This window comes from Pedobacter changchengzhani (genome assembly GCF_004354365.1).
Taxonomy (GTDB): Bacteria; Bacteroidota; Bacteroidia; order Sphingobacteriales; family Sphingobacteriaceae; genus Pedobacter; species Pedobacter changchengzhani.
In genome coordinates this window covers 162,640-180,708 of the sequence record NZ_SJCY01000005.1, presented here as the reverse complement: position 1 = coordinate 180,708, position 18,069 = coordinate 162,640, and the positions used below count along the sequence as shown (strand labels likewise).

The window sequence follows — 18,069 nt, the reverse complement described above, 5'->3', positions numbered from 1 at the left end:
ATTATGCGCCTAAAACACTAATCAGATAATCTATTTGATTATCCCAAATTAATCTCTTTTCGGCAAGTAACTCATCAGTGCAAAAATCGGTGATAGAAAGCGCTACATCATTTGTTAGCTCATCCTGCACAATTTCCATTTCGAAATAGCATTGAGGCTCATCATCCAACCACTTAAATTTAATTAGTTTATTTTCTTTTATCGAAACTAATTTAGCTTTAAGCACCTCGTCATCCCAGGTAAAGGTGTAAACCTGATCACGGAAATTAACGTCATCGGCAAACCATTGCGATAATCCATTAGGCTCACTTATAAAAGTATATAATATTCTTGGTGAAGATTTAATCTCGTACTCAAGCGTGAATTTTTTCTTTTCTGCCATGCTATTTTCTACTACTCAGCTAAAAACTTGACTGATTATTTTAATATTAATTTTCCTAAAGAAAGGTAATTTATTCATCATTTGCAACTCTTAAAAGTTGGGTTGCTATTTATTTATAAACATTTTGCTTGGAAATGAGGTGAGCGATATTTGTTTTTGGTAGAAATTAACAAGAATATGAAATGTTCCAGCTTAAAAACACGTAAGATAATAACAGCAATAGATTTTTCAGAAAAAACCGCCGACTACGGATTGCCGTAAGGTTGCTAATTTACTAATACTTAACTTGGCCGAATAATCAGGGAAGCTGCATGTTTAGGTGTTCGGATATCACCTGTTAGTGAAAGCCGCATTTGATTTTTGATATAAAATTTATACATTGTAGAAACTAAATTAGCCATCATGCTCGATCAAAATTTACCCGATTATAAGCGGATGTAGTAGTTACTTACTAACAGCTACAACTCAAAATTTGGTGTCACAGCTAAGGAAATGTGCATTTGAGCGTCTTAATGCAATATATTTAAAATAACTACTACAACACACATATAAGTTACCTGCCATTTATGAACCGAACATTCCTATACATCGACATTTTAGGTTTTGAAGATCTTGTAAGGACAAACTCTACCAAGGTTGACCAAATATTTGCAATTTTTGATACTCTAAAAGTGCACAAACATTTTGCTTTACAGACCGTTGTTTTCTCCGACACAATTTTGGTTTTTAATAAGGATGAAGAACGTTCCATAGATTATTATTGTACATATTTAGTTGAGTACGCCCAAGTACTTTTTTATCGACTGTCCTTAATAAATGTTTATTTCAGAGGTATCTTGACTTTTGGCGAATTTAATTTCACCCAAATGTCAAATATTCAAGCATATTATGGTTTAGCACTTATTGACGCTTATAAAGACGAAAGTAATAGAGAGGAAGGGGCATTAGAGGGTTTTGGACTTTATGTTGATAAGCGCTTATCAAATGAAATTATTGTTTTTGACAAAATACCTTTTACGGAAAAATACGAGTTTATTCTATTGTGCCAATCAATAAAAAACCTATATAAAACGACAGAAGGAAATTTACCAATAGACATTAATTTACTTAGCGAAACCGATACATTTCACAGAATTGACGAAGACGTAAGATTTTTTCGAGAAATTCAATACATAAAACGAAATCATCCAGTTAAAAAAATAAGAGCTAAATATCAAAAAGTTTATGATACTTATAAAAAGGAATTGCCTTTATTTTTCACGACTTTTGAAGAGCATGGTTTTCTGCCATTTGCAATTAATTCTGACTACGCGGGTAGTATAGATCCATTTTACATACTTGCTGAAAAAGAATTAAACGGCAACTAACAGCAAAATTATTCAAAAATGGCTGACGGTGGTTTACGTTAATTCATCAGTTATTTACTAAGTTTGGTACTGGCTGACAATGGAACTGCTATTAATGCCATTTATGCGCAAATTTTCAAAACTTTAGCAGTAATACTGCAAAACCGACAAACACAGACAATATGAGTTTTACAGAAAAAAAAGTGTCAGTTCAATCATTACTTGCTCTTAAAGATGCATTGACAAATGTTTTTTGGACTAAGAAAGATTTACGACAATTTATTGAACTGATAATTGAAAACCCGCTAATAGTTTCGACAATTAACTGGAATGAAAATACTAAACTTGAGAGTGTTTCGCAACTTATAGATAGAATGAGTAAACGTCAAGATATATATCAAATTGATTTGTTAAAACTCATACAAGAAACTGGCAACTTAAATGATTTCTCTCACTTGAAAATTTGGGACAATAGCGAAGACAAAATACGAAAAGCAAAAGCATCTGTTGAAAAGTTAAGGTTAAATACAAAAAGTTATTTTGACACAATTGAAGAACTGAAGAAAACAGAAAAATCAAGAGAAAGTAATCAAGCAAAAATTAAAGAAAGCATCACATATCAACAAAAATTAGACGAACTAAAAACTGAATTTTTTGCTATTGCCTTAAATGATAATCATCAACAACGTGGGCATCAACTTGAAAAATTCCTAAAAGAACTATTTTTTTTCTTTGACCTCGACCCAAAAAACTCTTTCAAAATAACAGGAGAACAGATTGATGGAACGTTCACATTTGATAATACAGACTATCTTATGGAGGCAAAATGGCAAAAGAAACAAATTGACGCACAAGACCTTTATGGATTTGGTGGCAAAATAACCGGGAAATTAAAAAACACTTTAGGACTTTATATTTCTTTAGAAGGATACTCGTCAGAAAGCACGAAAACCAAAAGCTCAACGCTGAACTCGATAATTTTAATGGACGGGGTAGATTTAATGCAGGTTCTCGAAGGTAGAATTAAATTAACAGATATGCTTTATATAAAACGAAGAAATGCATCGCAGACTGGCGAACTATTTTACAGAATAATTGGCATTTAACAATAAAGCACTACTTCTAACAAAAAAACGGCGGACGGTGATTTATGTTAAATAATTAGTTAATTTGGTGTGATGCAATAATGGTTCTGCAAACAATGCCATTTCTGCACAAATTAGCAAAACGAGCCTATGCAATATTTTAGAAATTCCGAAAAAACAAGAATTTGATTGATCAAGAAAAATACAAACAAATCGCTTTAAAAATCTTATTACCGATTAAGGAAATAGATTCTAAAACCAAAGCTAACGAAAAATTTTTATTTACTGCTACACGAAGTAAATCGGGATATAATCTTCCTGAATATTATTTATTATATTTTTTATTCGTCGATTTACTCGGTTTCAAAAATCTTGGAAAATTTGAAAAGATTGCATTTTCAATTCCAATTGATTACAATGGAAAAGCTTTTTTAATTGAACATAGAAAATTTGGCATTGGTCTTTTTATTCAAGATGCTGAAAAAGATGAAAAATATGCTGAAGAAATTGTAAAAAAAATTAACGGAGCTGTTAAATCTGCTCGCCCATTTTATGATTATATAGCTCAAGAAGCTGTTAATAGTTCAAAATTTAATATAAATAATAATAATTCAAAACTATTTGAAAGATTTGATTTCTTATTAAAATTATATAAGGAAAATTATGAAATATATCTTAAAAACAAAGGTAAAACTGAAAAAAAAGTAACTAAATCACAATCAAGTGAAACTATAATAATTACTTCATTAGATTTTGAGTATTCTCAAAAATCTAATTGGTTTGCAATCTCCTGCATTGAAGCCTTCTTTAGTTGGACAGAACACTTATTTATTCATATTGCAGTAATTTCACAAAATGTAACAACTGGAAAGGAAATTTCTAACTTAATTGATGCAGAATGGAAAACAAAATTCACATCTGCAATTCCGATAACAACGAATGAAATTTCAAAATTTTACAATGATTTATTAATCGTACGACAACAACTTCGCAATTTTGTAGCACACGGAGCTTTTGGAAAAAATGGTAATGCATTTATGTTTCACTCAAATGCAGGGGCAGTTCCAGTTATTATGAATCATAAAAAGACAAAAAACAGATTTTCTCTAAATGGACAGCTTTCATTTAAAGAAGTAGAAGTAATAGAATTAATTGAGAAATTCATAAGTTTTTTATGGAAGGATTCCTTAGAACCTATCATGTACTATACCCAAGAATGTGAACTACCTACAATATTAACAATGGCTTCTAATGGTTTTTATTCTACAGCTATTGGGAGTATGGAAATTATGAGAATATTTTCAGATAAATTAATGTCAGATTTTGATAACTCAGCAAATATGGATTGGTAAAAAACATCGCCTAACAGCTAAGGCCTCGTTGGGCTCGCAGACCCAACAATGAGGCTTATGTTGAACGGAACAGATTACATTTACTCGTCTTATATAATTTTATTAGATCAATTTTGCGTTCCAATATTAAGTCGGATCAAAAGGATTTCTATCAACATGGTAAGTGGCATTTGATCAATATCCAAAAAATAAACCTACCCCTTAAAAGTAAGAGATAGATTGAAAACTGGATATTGAAGAGGGAGAGAGAGTAGAGTATCTATCAATTATTATACAAATTTAACCTTGTCCACCCAATACGCTTAAAGGAATTTCCGGCATAAACGCTCACGTAGCCCCCACACAACCCATTTATTCCGTTCCTCCTTTGCTTAATTGGTTTGAAAGGTGGATTGAGTACCATAATTAATTAAATACTATGGTACAGATAGAAAACAGTTTAAGATTATGTGAGGTACAAGTAACCTACACACCAGATTACAAAATTAGTGAGCGCCCTAAGATTACATCTTCATTGGAAACGTATCAACTTTTAAAACAAGAGTGGGATAAAGGGAGAATTAACTTCCTAGAGGAGTTCAAAGTCATCCTACTCAACAGAGCAAATAGAGTTCTTGGTTTGGCTGACATTTCAATAGGTGGCGTGAGTGGAACTGTTGTTGATCCTAAGATTGTATTTGCTACTGCTTTAAAAGGTAACTGTTCCTCGATAATAGTTGCACATAACCATCCTAGTGGGAATTTAAGACCGAGTGAATCAGACATACGGTTAACAAAAAAATTAGTTGAATGTGGGAAGCTGTTGGAAATAGTAGTTTTTGATCACGTCATAATTACTGAATATGGGTATTATAGTTTCCTTGATGAAGGAATGATTTAACCTAAATGAGATATATATGAGACAAAAAAGCAATATTTACACTAAATAAATTATTTATATGCGAATCTAAATCTATCTTTAGAATCGCATATGAAGATTACAAAAAATTAAAATTTCAATATTATTTAACCCTTAAAACCAATAAACGATTTGATATAAGTCATATAATTAATGGATTAACAGCTTGTTACAGTATATTTCACATTTCATTTCAAAAAAAAATTAATTTGTTCTATATTTGCAATTCGAAAAAATAACCATTCGAATATTTACACGTTTTGTAAATGTTTAAAAACCCGGCGGGGTAGCTCAGATGGTTAGAGCGCAGGATTCATAACCCTGAGGTCGGCAGTTCGATCCTGCTCCCCGCTACTGATTTAAAAGCGCACTGAAAAGTGGGCTTTTTTTGTTTAAAAAATTTTGTAGGCTTGATGTTTAGATATGCGTAAATTGCTAAGTAATTAGTAGGATAAGCAATAACTAACGGAAAGTTTATTTACTGTTTTTAGACACCGTCACCCTGGCCCGATTCATCGGGATCAGGGTTTTAATAGCAAGAAAGATGCTGAAATAAATTCAGCATGACGATGAGCCTAAGTATAACGCCAATGGAATATGATTTTCAGCAAAATAATTATAGAAATCAGGTTTTTAAACTTTGACTAGCAAAAGCGACGCAACATGGAATGTTGCAAGTGTTGCTAAAAAAGAATTAGAGGCAAGAACAGGAAAAAAAGTTGTGTCGGCATTAAATGCCAAGTCTGCACTAAGTTTAAAAAACAAAAAACCAGCTAAATAACCAACATGAGCGGAGACAAGATGATGATGCTGATTATGTTCGGCTTGTTCTTTTTCATGGTCGCAATCATGATTACAGCAAACTGGTACACAAAGAAATACAATACAAAAATTAGTTTTTTTCAGATTGTGATGTTCTTTTTCGCATTAATTTTTGGTGGATTTTGGTTTTTCATTAAACAAATAAGCAGTTCTGAAAAAGACAATATCGTTAAAATGGTAGCGCTAAAAAACACAGTGGTCGGCATTTACAACGAGCCACGTAAAGCCTATTTTAAAGAGATGAAATTTGATGATGGAAGAGCCTTACCAATGCCCGAAGAAATGTTGGGTATTGTACAAATTGGGGATAGCATTTATAAAAACAAAGGCGATGATTTTTATACAATTGTAAATTCAGTTACCAAAAAAAGCAATAATTTTAAGGTTAAAGTACACGAAAGAGTTTTAAGCAAACCGCAATAGATGCGGTTTGCTTAAATACTTTAAAAATTAATTAATTTCGATAACTGCTTTTATTACGCCGTTTGCAGGATCCAAGCATTTCTTAAACTCATCTTTAACATCATCAAAAGCAATGCGATGGGTAATGTAAGTGGCTGGATTAACTGCGCCACTCTTCATACTTGCGATTACATGATCAAAATCTTGTGCAGTAGCGTTACGACTGCTCATTAAAGTTGCCTCACGTTTATGAAATTCTGGATGATTAAAACTAATACTCTGTTTCTGCAATCCGATTAAAACATATCTTGCACCGTGCGCCATATATTCAAATGCGTTGTTAATAGCCTTTAAATTACCTGTAGCATCAATCACTACGGTCGGCATATCTCCATTTGTAATTTCGGCCAATTGACCAACTATATTGTTACTTAAAGCATTTATAGTATGAGTAACGCCCAATTTATCTTTACAAAACTGAAGGCGTTGGTCGTTAATATCTAAAGCGATAACTTTAGCTCCAGCAATGCGCGCAAACTCCATAGTACCTAAACCAATTGGTCCAGCGCCAACTACCAAAACAAATTCGCCTTTCTGCACTCCAGCTCTTCTCACACCGTGTGCACCAATGGCTAAAGGCTCAACCAAAGCAAGTTCATCGTAACTTAAACCCTCGCCATGTATTAACGATGATGAAGGGACAGAAAGATACTCTACCATGCCACCATCTTGATGCACCCCACAAACCTTTATACTGGTACAGCAATTTGGTTTACCACTGCGACAAGCGATACAAGTACCACAACTAAAATACGGCGCAATGGTTACCGCTTCGCCGATTTTAAATCCCGGTGCATCATCAAACGATATTAAATCGCCGGCCAACTCGTGACCTAAAATTCTTGGATATTCGAAAAATGGTTGCACACCTTCATAAGCATGAATATCGGTACCGCAAATGCCTATTCTTTTAATTTTAATTATAGCTCGCCCTTTTTCTAAAACAGGTTGTTCAGCATTTTGATATTCAAAATTACCAGGCTCCGTACAGACTAATGTTTTCATGTCGATTAATTATTTGGTTTTAGCAATTCGGTATTTCTTGGTAGGTTTTTACCTAAAATACGGTTGCCATTTTCGGTAATCAACAAATCCTCTTCAATCCTTATGCCACCAAAATCCTTATATTTTTCTAGGTTATCATAGTTGATAAAATCTAAGAATTTGTTTTCCGATTTCCACAAATCGATCAATTCCGGAATGATATAAATTCCCGGTTCTACCGTTAACACAAACCCTTCTTCAACTTGGCGACCTAACCGTAATGATTTTAGACCGAATTGTGTACTTTTTTTCAATTCGTCGGTATAGCCAACATATTGTTCGCCTAAATCTTCCATATCGTGGGTATCTAAACCCATTAAATGGCCTAAACCACATTGAAAAAACATGGCATGTGCACCTTGGGCAACAGCATCTTTAGTGTCGCCTTTCATCAAACCCACACTTTTCAATCCATTTACTAAAGTTTCGCAAGCCAATAAATGTGCATCTTTATAATATTTACCCGGTTTTAAAAAGTTAACCGCAGCTTCGTGTGCATCCACAACAATATCATATAATTCTTTTTGTCTGCTGGTAAACTTTTGGCTTACTGGCGAAGTACGCGTAAGGTCGCCACCATAATGCATGGCGGTTTCTGCGCCACAATCTACCAATAACATTTGCCCGTTGTGCAAAATATTACCTTGAGAATGGTTGTGCAGAATTTGTCCGTTTACTGTTAAAATAGTTGGAAATGCAAGGTGCCCGCCAGCACTTAACGCAATACCGTGAATTACGCCGGCAATATGTGTTTCAGAAACACCATCTTGCGCCAATCTTGCAGCTTCAGTTTGCATATCAATAGTTGTATTTACAGCTATTTCAATTTCTGCAACCTCTTCTGCAGATTTCACCGCACGTTGCGCTACAATTGCTTTTATAAGTATTACACTGCTTTCATCCTTAAGTTTTTCTAACGGAATATTTAGCCAGTAATTCAACTTCGCCGCATTTTCTGGGCGGTAAGGTGGTAAAAAGTGAATATGTTGCTTTGCTTTTAAAGCCTTATCTAAATAGTTGTGTACGCTTTTGTAATTGGCAGTTTTACTAACGCCAACTTCCGATCCTTGTTGCGCCAAAGAAGGCATCGGGCCGGTCCAAACAATGTCTTCTACACTAACATCATCGCCAAAAAGCATACTTTCATTTGCATCAACATCTATTAAACCAACTAATCCTGGTCTATCAATGCCGAAAAAATAAAGAAAATTACTGTCTTGCCTAAAAGGATATTGATTATCGTGGTAATTTATACTACTTTCTTCATTACCCATTAACAAAATTAAGCCACTATTTACAGTGCTTAAAAGTTTTCTTCTTCTATCTATATAAATTTCTTTGTTAAACATTTTTATTGAGATTGATGATGCCTAATGGCATGATTTGACTGACACTTATTAAATTCAAATTTAGCAATAAATCACCGCAACATTTACAGAAAATTGCTTTAAACTGTATAAATTAGTTTAAAGAATTTAATTTTGCCTCTAAAATTTTTGCAGTTTTTGTTGCGCATAAACCGCCAATATTTGTACACTTAAATTCGTGTGGAATTGCCATACCTATAATGTGCATGGTTTCAATTACTTCATCCAATGGGAGCAACGGATCGTAGCCAGACAATGCCATATTTGCAAATGTAACAGCATTGGTTGCAGCCATAATATTGTTTCCTAAACATGGAGCCTCTACCCTATTTGCTATCGGCGTGCACGACATGCCGAGTGTGCTTTGCAATACCATTGAAGCAGCTGCGAGCGATTGCGCTAATGTGCCTTTTTGCATGTAAACAATTGCGGCCGCAGCCATGCCACCACCAGAACCATATTCTACACCACAACCTGCTACTTCGCCTGCAAATGTAGATTGGGTAGCAATGAAAATACCGATTAAGCCAGAAACCAACATGGCTTCTACAGCATCATCTTCAGAAACCTGTAAAAAATCTGCACTTCCAATGATGGCGCCTGGCAAAGTACCACATGAACCTGCCGTAGGTGCAGCAACAATAACACCCATAGAACTTTTTACTTCCATCAATGCAGAAACGTACATCACCACATTGTCGATAGCGCCTGAACCTACCAGTTTATTTTTTTCGAGTGCACTTTTATAATTAACAGATTGGCTACCCAAAAGTCTATCGGCATATTCCGTACCCTGCAAACCAGATTTAATAGAGTCTTTTAGTATGCGTACAATTTTGCGCATTTTTTCTACAACTTCTTCTTTAGAGATATTTCCTCTTTCACGCTCATAAAGAATGGCTAAATCTAACAAAGACAGATTTTTATCTTTATTGTACGCCAGCATTTCGTTACAAGTTGTATAAGGAACAGCTACATCCTTGCGGGATAAAACGGGCAAAACTGCACCTAATTTTTTGATGGATATAAAATCCGCTAAAGCTGCTAGTTTCGCTTGTAGCGATTCACTTGGAAACCCTTGTGCCTTTATTTGAATAAAAGTTGCATCGCCATTGTGCAGCATAATATGATCGAAAGGCATTTCTGCTTTTATCAGTTCTACAATTTTATCGGTTGTTTTACAATAAATTAAAGTTTCGTAAAAATCGCCTAACATAGAAACATCAACACCATCAATGGCGACCACTTCAATCATCCCGCCACCGGTAGAAATAGAAGTTACTGTTCTCGTTTCTTTATCATTAGTTAGCGTAATAAGATAAGTGTTTAAGTGCGCAGCTTTAATATCGCGTACGGCAAACTCAATCGTTATTCCAGCCTCGGCTATGTATTTTTCCGATCTCGGTAAGCGTTCATCATCGGCTTCCCAACCTAAAAACCCACCAAACAAACCCATATCCGAACCTTGCCCGGTATGTGTATCTGCCAATGAACCTGTTGGATCGAACTCGATTAAAATATGAGTAATTTCCCCGTCCATAAGGTCTTTACAAAGTCGCCCGATACGGAGCGAGGCCGCGCAGTGAGAGCTTGAAGGGCCACGCATTACTGGGCCAATTACATCATTAAAAATACTCGGGTAATTATTCATTTAGTTAATTTGTTTCTAAAATGTTGGGCAATCTTAGCTGTAAAGATTGCTTCGTGCCTAGCAATGACGATTTTTTAGTCATTAAAGTATTCGACAATCTTAGCTTGAAAGATTGCTTCGTACCTCGCAATGACCGTTTTTTCGCGCAAACCTGAGTACGAAAATTGTTACGTTGGTAATCATGCTCTATTGGCGTTACGATTAGGCTTCTCGTCATGCTGTCCCGAATTTTTCGGGATCAGCATCTTTCCTGCTATAAGACCCTGAACTAAATTCAGGGTGACGGCCGCTTTAACCCAAAACACCATTTTGAATTTCGAACATATTAATTAATTATCGACCTTAGGTTATAACACTCTCTTTTCTAAAAATTTATTTGTTGTCATTAAAGCTGTTGGACAATCTTGGCTGTAAAGATTGCTTCGTGCCTCGCAATGACGGTTTTTTCGTACAAACCTGAGTTTGACAACTGTTACGTTGGTAATCATGCTCTATTGGCGTTACGCTTAGGCTTCCCGTCATGCTGTCCCGAATTTTTCGGGATCAGCATCTTTCCTGCTATAAAGACCCTGAACTAAATTCAGGGTGACGGCCGCTTTAACCCAAAACACCATTTTGACTCTCGAACATATTAATTAATTATCGACCTTAGGTTATAACACTCTCTTTTCTAAAAATTTATTTGTTGTCATTAAAGCTGTTGGGCAATCTTAGCTGTAAAGATTGCTTCGTGCCTCGCAATGACGGTTTTTTCGTACAAACCTGAGTTTGACAACTGTTACGTTGGTAATCATGCTCTATTGACGTTACGCTTAGGCTTCTCGTCATGCTGTCCCGAATTTTTCGGGATCAGCATCTTTCCTGCTATAAAGACCCTGAACTAAATTCAGGGTGACGGCCGCTTTAACCCAAAACACCATTTTGACTCTCGAACATATTAATTAATTATCGACCTTAGGTTATAACACTCTCTTTTCTAAAAATTTATTTGTTGTCATTAAAGCATTGGACAACCTTTACCAGAAAGATTGCTTCATGCCTCGCAATAACAATTTTAATAATTATAAATTCTCTTTCCAATACTTAGCCATCGTTTCTCTTAAATGGTAAGTTGTATTATCTCTTTCGTTAATGGAGTGCGTACGCATTGGATATGACATCATATTAAACATTTTATTTTGTTTAATTAACTCGTTAGAAAGCATTTCGAAACTTTGATAGTGCACATTATCATCGGCAGTACCTGCAATAATCATCAACTTTCCTTCTAAATTTTTAGCAAAATTAATTGGCGAACCATCGTGATAACCTTTCGCATTATCGGTAATTAAACCCATATAACGCTCTTGGTAGGTTGCATCATATAAACGTTGGTCTGAAACAAACGCAAGTGCCAAACCAGTTTTGTAAATATCCGGGTGACGGAACATGCAGTTAAGCGTCATTTGGCCACCGCCACTCCAACCCCAAATACCTACTCTTTGTTGATCGATAAATGGATAAGTTGCAAATAATTTTTTAGCGGCATTTGCCTGATCTTGAGAAGCTAATATTCCGATTTGGCCGTAAATTGAATTTCTCCAAGCTTTACCTCGAGGTGTTTTTGTACCACGATTATCTATACTCACCACAATATTTCCTTGTTGTGCCATATATTGATCCCATAACGAGCCACCTTCCCAATCATCTTGCACGGTAGAGCCAGCCGGTTCTCCATACACATAAAATAAAATAGGGTATTTTTTATTTGGATCAAAGTTTCTTGGTTTAATCATCCAAGCATCTAAACTCACATCTCCGATATCAATTTTTATAAATTCTTTTGCATTTAACTTTAATGCGTCATATTTTTCTTTTAATAAATGATTATCCACCAAAGTACGAACCACTTTATGGTTTGGTAAGCTAACCAACGAAATTACAGGCGGTGTAGTAGAATTTTGAAAAGTATGAATAGCCCATTCTGCATTCTCAGACATTTGGTAAGCATTTTGCCCCTGCAATGCTTCTGGCGTAATTCTTTCAGCCTTGCTGCCACCATCTAACTTACTTCGGTATAAATAACGTTGTGTAAAGTTATCAGGCGAAGCGATATAGTAAACATATCCGTTTTTAGAGTCAATTGTTGTAATTTGAACAACGTCAAAATCCCCTACGGTAATCAGTTTTGATTCTCGTCCATCTCTAGATATTTTGTAAAGGTGATTCCAGCCATCTTTTTCGCTTGTCCAAGTAAAGTATTTGTTGCCATCTACCCAACGCGTATCATCATGTACATCTAAAAAAGAACCATCCTTTTCGGTGTACATATTATTGATAGACATGGTTTTTACATCGCATTTCCAAAGTTTATTGGTATTTTGAGGACGATTTAATTGTTGCACAATTACTTCATTCGAATTCGGAATAAATTCCATTCTAGCTAAATAATTATTTGTAGGGTCGCCAGGAATTTTAAACCAATTGGTTTTTCCACCATCGGCAGAAATTACGCCAACTTTAACCGCTGATAATTTTGTGCCAACCTTTGGGTAAGGCAACGGAATTGGTTTTGAGTATAAAGAATCTATATTATCAATTAAGTAAAACGTCCCAATATTTTTTGTATCTGATTGCCAGTATGCGATAAATTTACCGTCAGGACTCCATCTAAACCCATCTCTACAATCTAGTTCTTCTTCGTAAACCCAATCAAATGTTCCGTTAATGATATTTTTGCCACCGTCGAAAGTTAATTGTTTAACAGTACTATTGGCAATGTTTTCTACATAAACATTTTGCTGACTTACGTAACCGACCTTTGCACCATCTGGAGAAAATTTCGCAAACATTAAAGTACTACCCACCAACGATTTACCTAATTGCTGTAAATTTCCTGTCTTTAGATTCAACACCCAATAATCGCCACGGGTATTGTATCTCCATACTTTTCGGGTATTGGTAAAAATCAACAACTTTGAATTATCTGCAGACCATTCATAATCGTCGATCCATAAAGGTGATTTGGCATTTTTCGGCGTTAGCTGTTTTGCATTAACTAAAATTGTTTTTGCGCCAGTTTTTGCATCATATTCAACAATATCACTTCCACCATCTTTATTGGCCTCTACAGTTGAATAGCCCTGCCCGCTTTTTAGCCACCTAACGGTTCCATAACCACTAGATCGATAGGTATTACTCGCATAAATATCGTGTAAGGTGAGATCAGTTTGAGCGTAAGATGTTGCGCTGTTTAACACTGCTACAACAAAAAGGATTAGAAATGATAAGGTTCCTTTGGAATTCATTGATATTTTTTTTTATTTGTTTCTGTTGTTAAAGTGGCTTTGGATTTCCCAAAGCCTATGAGATATTTTAGGTTAATTTTTAAAATACAAGCGTTAATTAAATTCCTTTTACGGTATATGTTTTACCTTTTACCGTATTAAACTGAACGATTTGGTTTGGAAGTTTTTTAATACTAACCTGTTTTCCGTCCAAAAATACTTTTACCTTACTACTGGCTTTAATCTCACATGGCATTCCTGCTTTTGAAAGTATTGCCAATGAAGTAACGGCTTTGTTTTTCCAGCTAAAATCTAATTCAAAATCGCCTCGAGCACAAACGCCTTTAAACTGACCATCCGTCCATTCTGAAGGAAGTGCAGGAAGAAGATCAATGTAACCCTCTTGAGATTGTAAAAGCATTTCGGATACCGCAGCGGTCATTCCTAAAGTTCCATCAACTTGCATTGGTGTAAAGCATTTAGCAAATAGCGATACAAAACATTCATCTTTTAAATATCCCTTAAAAATTTTATTTACTCTATCGCCATCTCTTAAACGCGCCCATAAGTTTGCTTTCCAAGCTCTAGACCATCCTGATGCCCCATCGCCCCTTAATTCAAGCACCTTTTTTACAGGCTCTATTAGTTCGGGCGTACGGCCAACCGAAATTACATTTCCTGGATACAGACCATATAAATGGGAATTATGACGGTGATTTGGTTCCATTTGGCCATAATCTTCTGCCCATTCTTGCAAAGTTCCGTTTTTACCAACTTGTGATGGAACCAATCTTTTTCTAGCTGCTTGAACTTTTTTATTAAAATCTAAATCTTTGTTTAAAATTTTAGTTGCTTCGTCATAGTTCTTAAATAAATCTTTAAGAATCTGCATATCGATGGTAGATCCAGCTGTAATTGTGGTAAAATAATATCCACCGGTAATTTCATCGAAGAAGTATTTGTAGCCTTTACCTTCTGGTGGGTTTTCTGGAGATGTTGACGGATTTGTTACCAACCAATCCTTTCCAGGAAATGGAACTAAAAAGTCCATAAAGAAATCAACAGATCCTTTCATTACCGGATAAAATTCTTTTAGGAATTCTTTATCCTGTGTAAACAGATAATGATCCCATAACTGATTGGTTAACCATGCGCCACCAGTTGTAAATGTTCCCCAAGTAGGCCCATCCATAGGTGCCGCAACGCGCCATATATCTGTGTTTTGATGTAATACCCAACCTCTAGCACCATAATGCTCTTTGGCCACTTGTGATCCTTGATCGGTAAGTTCCTCTACCATTTTAAATAAAGGCTGTGCCATTTCAGAAAGATTTCCTGATTCTACCGCCCAATAATTCATTTCCAAATTAATGTTGGTGGTATATTTTGAATCCCAAGCTGGGTTCATATTATCGTTCCAAATGCCTTGTAAATTGGCTGGCTGTGTACCTGGTCTAGAAGAAGAAATTAGTACATACCTCCCGAAATTATAGCACAATGAAGCCAATTGAGGATCGGGTGATGTTTGTATTTTTACCATTCTCTCATCCGTTGGGAGGTAAGAATTTGGTGTTGCTGGTAGTGTGAGCGAAACCCTATCAAAATACTTCTTATAATCATCCACCGCATTTTTCTTTATTTCAGGAAAAGAAGTCTTCTGCACTTTTGCCAACATATCCTCCACACGCTGGTGCTGATCGGCACTAACATCTTTATAGTTTACAAAGTTTGTTGCAGCAACAAAATACAAAGTAACTGAGTTTGCATTTTTTACAGTAAGCACGGTTTGGGTATCGTTATCCAAATCCATAGTACCGCCTTCTGGCATTATTTTGATACGTGCTTCATACTTCAGCTTGCCTTCAATACCCATATAATCGGCTGATTTTCCGGTAACCTTTAGTTGATCTTTTCCAACACCATCCATTTTGAAGTAATCTGTAGCATAGTTGGAATGCGTTTCGTTGCGTACCCCTCTCAATTGGGCATCAAAAGAGATGCTTCCAGGTTTATCAGCAGTAATACGTATCGCAATGGTTTGATCAACCGCCGAAGCTAAAACCTCTCTGGTATAGTTAACACCGTTAGCAGTATATTTAACGGTTGCTATACCTGTTTTCAAATCCAAAGACCTTGTGTAATTTTCAACAGCCTCTTTTTTAAAGTTAAGGTGAAGATTGGATAAAGCTTGGTATTTCTGTTGTTCGATAGGATAACCCATTAACGTACGGCCAAAAAGCTTATGTGCTTTAATAGGTTCTCCGTTAAAAATCATTTTTTGGATGTTTGGCAACTCTTTGTAACCATCTTTTACAACCGTAGAATAAGGTCCACCAGACCAATACGTCTCTTCATTGAAGTTAATAATTTCCTCTGTTGGCCTGCCGTAAATCATAGCGCCTATGCGCCCGTTACCTACAGGTAGTGCATCTGCCCATACTTCTGCAGGTTTAGTGTACCATAAAAGTGTTGCAGGATCAAAAGATTTTTCTTGAATGTTTTGATTCGTCTTATCAGTTTGGGCTTTGGACTTTGAGTAAGCAAAAGTAAGCGACAAACATAAAAAATAGATGATTTTCTTCATTTCAGTTTCAGTGTTAGTGTGTTTAATATTTATAATTCAATTCGTGTGTGTTCAAAATTAACGGTAAAATGTGAAATTATAAGATTTTGCAATCAATACCTATCCCAATTTTGTCTATTAATTATCTTTTATTGATAATATTTTTGGCGGTTATACCTACTTTTAAGCCATTACTTCTATCGCAATCCACAGTACTGCGAGCAAAACCAAAATTGAAATTCCAATTATTCTATAGTCGAATATACTTTTGATTTTTGTAAAGTATGCACTACCATCAAATGTATGGCTTTGCTGCTCTACAGTTGGCACAGGCGTTAATAAACTTACTACCACAAAAACGATACAGCACAATAAGAAAGCCCACCAAGCCTGCATCATAAAAATAACGCCCCAAGTGTTGGTTATTAATTTAACGCCGTTAGCATCTGGAAAGTCTAATGAAAACATAAGTATTCCAACAATTAAGCCCACAGAAAAAGTAACCTTTGCTGCCTGTTTTGTACCACGTTTCCAAAAATAACCCATAATAAATACGGCAGAGATGGAAGGTGCAATACTTGACCCAATTGAGTTTACAATACTAATAATCGATCCTCCTTTGGAGCCGGCCACCATAGAAAACAAAATGGAAATCACCATTACAACTAAAGCGGTTACCTTACCTAAATTTACCAAGCGCTTATCAGAAGTTTCTGGACGGATTCTCTTCACAATATCTAAAGACACTAACGTAGAAGAACTGTTTAGTGCCGCAGCTACAGAACTCATTAAAGCAGCCAAAAGTGATGCAATTACAACACCTATTAAACCAACTGGTAAAAGTTCGCGCACTAAAATAGAATAAGTTTGTCCGCCACCGGCAGCCATAATCTTGTCTTTAAACAGTATGTAGGCCAACATACCGGGTAAAAGCATAAAAAACACTGGCGCAAGTTTAAGTACGGCCGTAAACATTGGTCCAAGTCTAGCATCGCGTTCTGATTTTGCACCCAATGCACGCTGTACAATAGTTTGATCGGTAAACCAATACCAAATGCCTAAAACTGGATAACCTAAAAACACAGCATACCAAGGAATACCACCAATATTACTAACGGTATGATCGCTACGCAACATGGATAAACTTCCCGTGCGGATATGTGATTTAAAACCTGCAAAATCATGAATACCAACCTTTGGTAACATATATAACCCGAATATTGTAATTAAAATACTTCCACCCAATAAAATTACAGATTGAATTGATTCTGTAACAGCTACTGCTTTTAAACCGCCCAATACGGTATAGATGGCTGTAAAAATAGAAATAATCAATACGCCCCAAAACTGATCAAGGCCGAAAAATTCTTTCATAATGGTTGCACCAGCATATAAACTTATACCAATGTGGATTAACAATGCCGTTAAAATTGCAAAAACAACCATAAAAGTTCTTGATGTACCATCAAAACGATTTTCAAAATATTCGGGAATGGTAGAAACTTTGTTTCTAAAGTAATAGGGGGTAATAAAAATACCCAAAAATACTAAACAAGGAATGGCCATCCATTCGAAAATACCATCAGATAAACCTGAAAGAAAGCCTGATTCTGCGAACCCAACAATATGAATGGTTGAAATATTTGAGGCAAATAAAGATGCCCCAACTACGCCCCAACCCAGCGATCTGCCAGCAAGGAAATATTCGTTGGAACTTTGCTTTTTAAAGCCATTACCAACCCAAAGACCTATTACCACTATACCAATTAGGTATATGGCGATGATGGCCATGTCAATATAAGAAATATGCATTTAGTTTGTTTTTAGTTTA

At 35.6% G+C, this 18,069-nt stretch carries 13 protein-coding genes and 1 tRNA gene; 7 read left to right on the top strand and 7 right to left on the bottom strand.

The features are described from left to right. Position 1 precedes the first annotated feature (1 nt). Positions 2–382 (bottom strand): START-like domain-containing protein, encoded by a 381-nt coding sequence (locus EZJ43_RS09650; RefSeq protein WP_133262503.1) that lies wholly within the window; start codon positions 380–382, stop codon positions 2–4. 866 nt (positions 383–1,248) lie between these two features. On the opposite strand from EZJ43_RS09650, the gene EZJ43_RS17115 reads away from it, so the two are divergent. The 7 genes from EZJ43_RS17115 (at position 1,249) to EZJ43_RS09620 (ending at position 6,308) form a co-directional block, all read left to right on the top strand. Further along, positions 1,249–1,749, top strand: a complete 501-nt coding sequence (locus EZJ43_RS17115) for a hypothetical protein (RefSeq protein ID WP_165953129.1) — start codon at positions 1,249–1,251, stop codon at positions 1,747–1,749. Between the two features lie 161 nt (positions 1,750–1,910). After that, on the top strand, positions 1,911–2,834 hold the full coding sequence (locus EZJ43_RS09640) for a restriction endonuclease (protein WP_133262501.1): 924 nt from the start codon (positions 1,911–1,913) through the stop codon (positions 2,832–2,834). Between the two features lie 164 nt (positions 2,835–2,998). Continuing rightward, entirely contained in the window at positions 2,999–4,165 is a 1,167-nt protein-coding gene (locus EZJ43_RS09635; RefSeq protein WP_133262500.1) for a hypothetical protein, read from the top strand. A 418-nt stretch (positions 4,166–4,583) separates the two neighbouring features. Next, positions 4,584–5,045, top strand: coding sequence for a JAB domain-containing protein (locus tag EZJ43_RS09630; RefSeq protein ID WP_133262499.1), 462 nt, complete (start codon positions 4,584–4,586; stop codon positions 5,043–5,045). Positions 5,046–5,343: 298 nt separating this feature from the next. After that, a tRNA-Met gene (locus EZJ43_RS09625) sits at positions 5,344–5,417 on the top strand. A 286-nt stretch (positions 5,418–5,703) separates the two neighbouring features. After that, positions 5,704–5,844, top strand: a complete 141-nt coding sequence (locus tag EZJ43_RS17110; protein WP_165953117.1) for a hypothetical protein — start codon at positions 5,704–5,706, stop codon at positions 5,842–5,844. A gap of 5 nt (positions 5,845–5,849) precedes the next feature. Then, positions 5,850–6,308, top strand: coding sequence for a hypothetical protein (locus EZJ43_RS09620; RefSeq protein WP_133262498.1), 459 nt, complete (start codon positions 5,850–5,852; stop codon positions 6,306–6,308). 27 nt (positions 6,309–6,335) lie between these two features. Here the strand turns inward: EZJ43_RS09620 and EZJ43_RS09615 are convergent, their stop codons facing one another. The 6 genes from EZJ43_RS09615 to EZJ43_RS09590 form a co-directional block, all read right to left on the bottom strand. Next, positions 6,336–7,352 (bottom strand): zinc-binding alcohol dehydrogenase family protein, encoded by a 1,017-nt coding sequence (locus EZJ43_RS09615; protein WP_133262497.1) that lies wholly within the window; start codon positions 7,350–7,352, stop codon positions 6,336–6,338. A 5-nt stretch (positions 7,353–7,357) separates the two neighbouring features. Beyond that, positions 7,358–8,740 (bottom strand): aminopeptidase P family protein, encoded by a 1,383-nt coding sequence (locus tag EZJ43_RS09610; RefSeq protein ID WP_133262496.1) that lies wholly within the window; start codon positions 8,738–8,740, stop codon positions 7,358–7,360. Positions 8,741–8,852: 112 nt separating this feature from the next. After that, positions 8,853–10,409, bottom strand: a complete 1,557-nt coding sequence (locus EZJ43_RS09605) for an L-serine ammonia-lyase, iron-sulfur-dependent, subunit alpha (RefSeq protein WP_133262495.1) — start codon at positions 10,407–10,409, stop codon at positions 8,853–8,855. A 1,061-nt stretch (positions 10,410–11,470) separates the two neighbouring features. Further along, on the bottom strand, positions 11,471–13,696 hold the full coding sequence (locus EZJ43_RS09600) for a S9 family peptidase (RefSeq protein ID WP_133262494.1): 2,226 nt from the start codon (positions 13,694–13,696) through the stop codon (positions 11,471–11,473). 97 nt (positions 13,697–13,793) lie between these two features. After that, a complete protein-coding gene (locus EZJ43_RS09595; RefSeq protein ID WP_133262493.1) occupies positions 13,794–16,259 on the bottom strand; it encodes a glycoside hydrolase family 95 protein in 2,466 nt (821 codons plus the stop codon). Positions 16,260–16,421: 162 nt separating this feature from the next. Next, positions 16,422–18,050 carry a sodium:solute symporter family transporter gene (locus tag EZJ43_RS09590; protein WP_133262492.1) on the bottom strand — a complete coding sequence of 543 codons (1,629 nt, stop codon included), beginning with the start codon at positions 18,048–18,050 and terminating at the stop codon, positions 16,422–16,424. Positions 18,051–18,069: the final 19 nt, after the last annotated feature.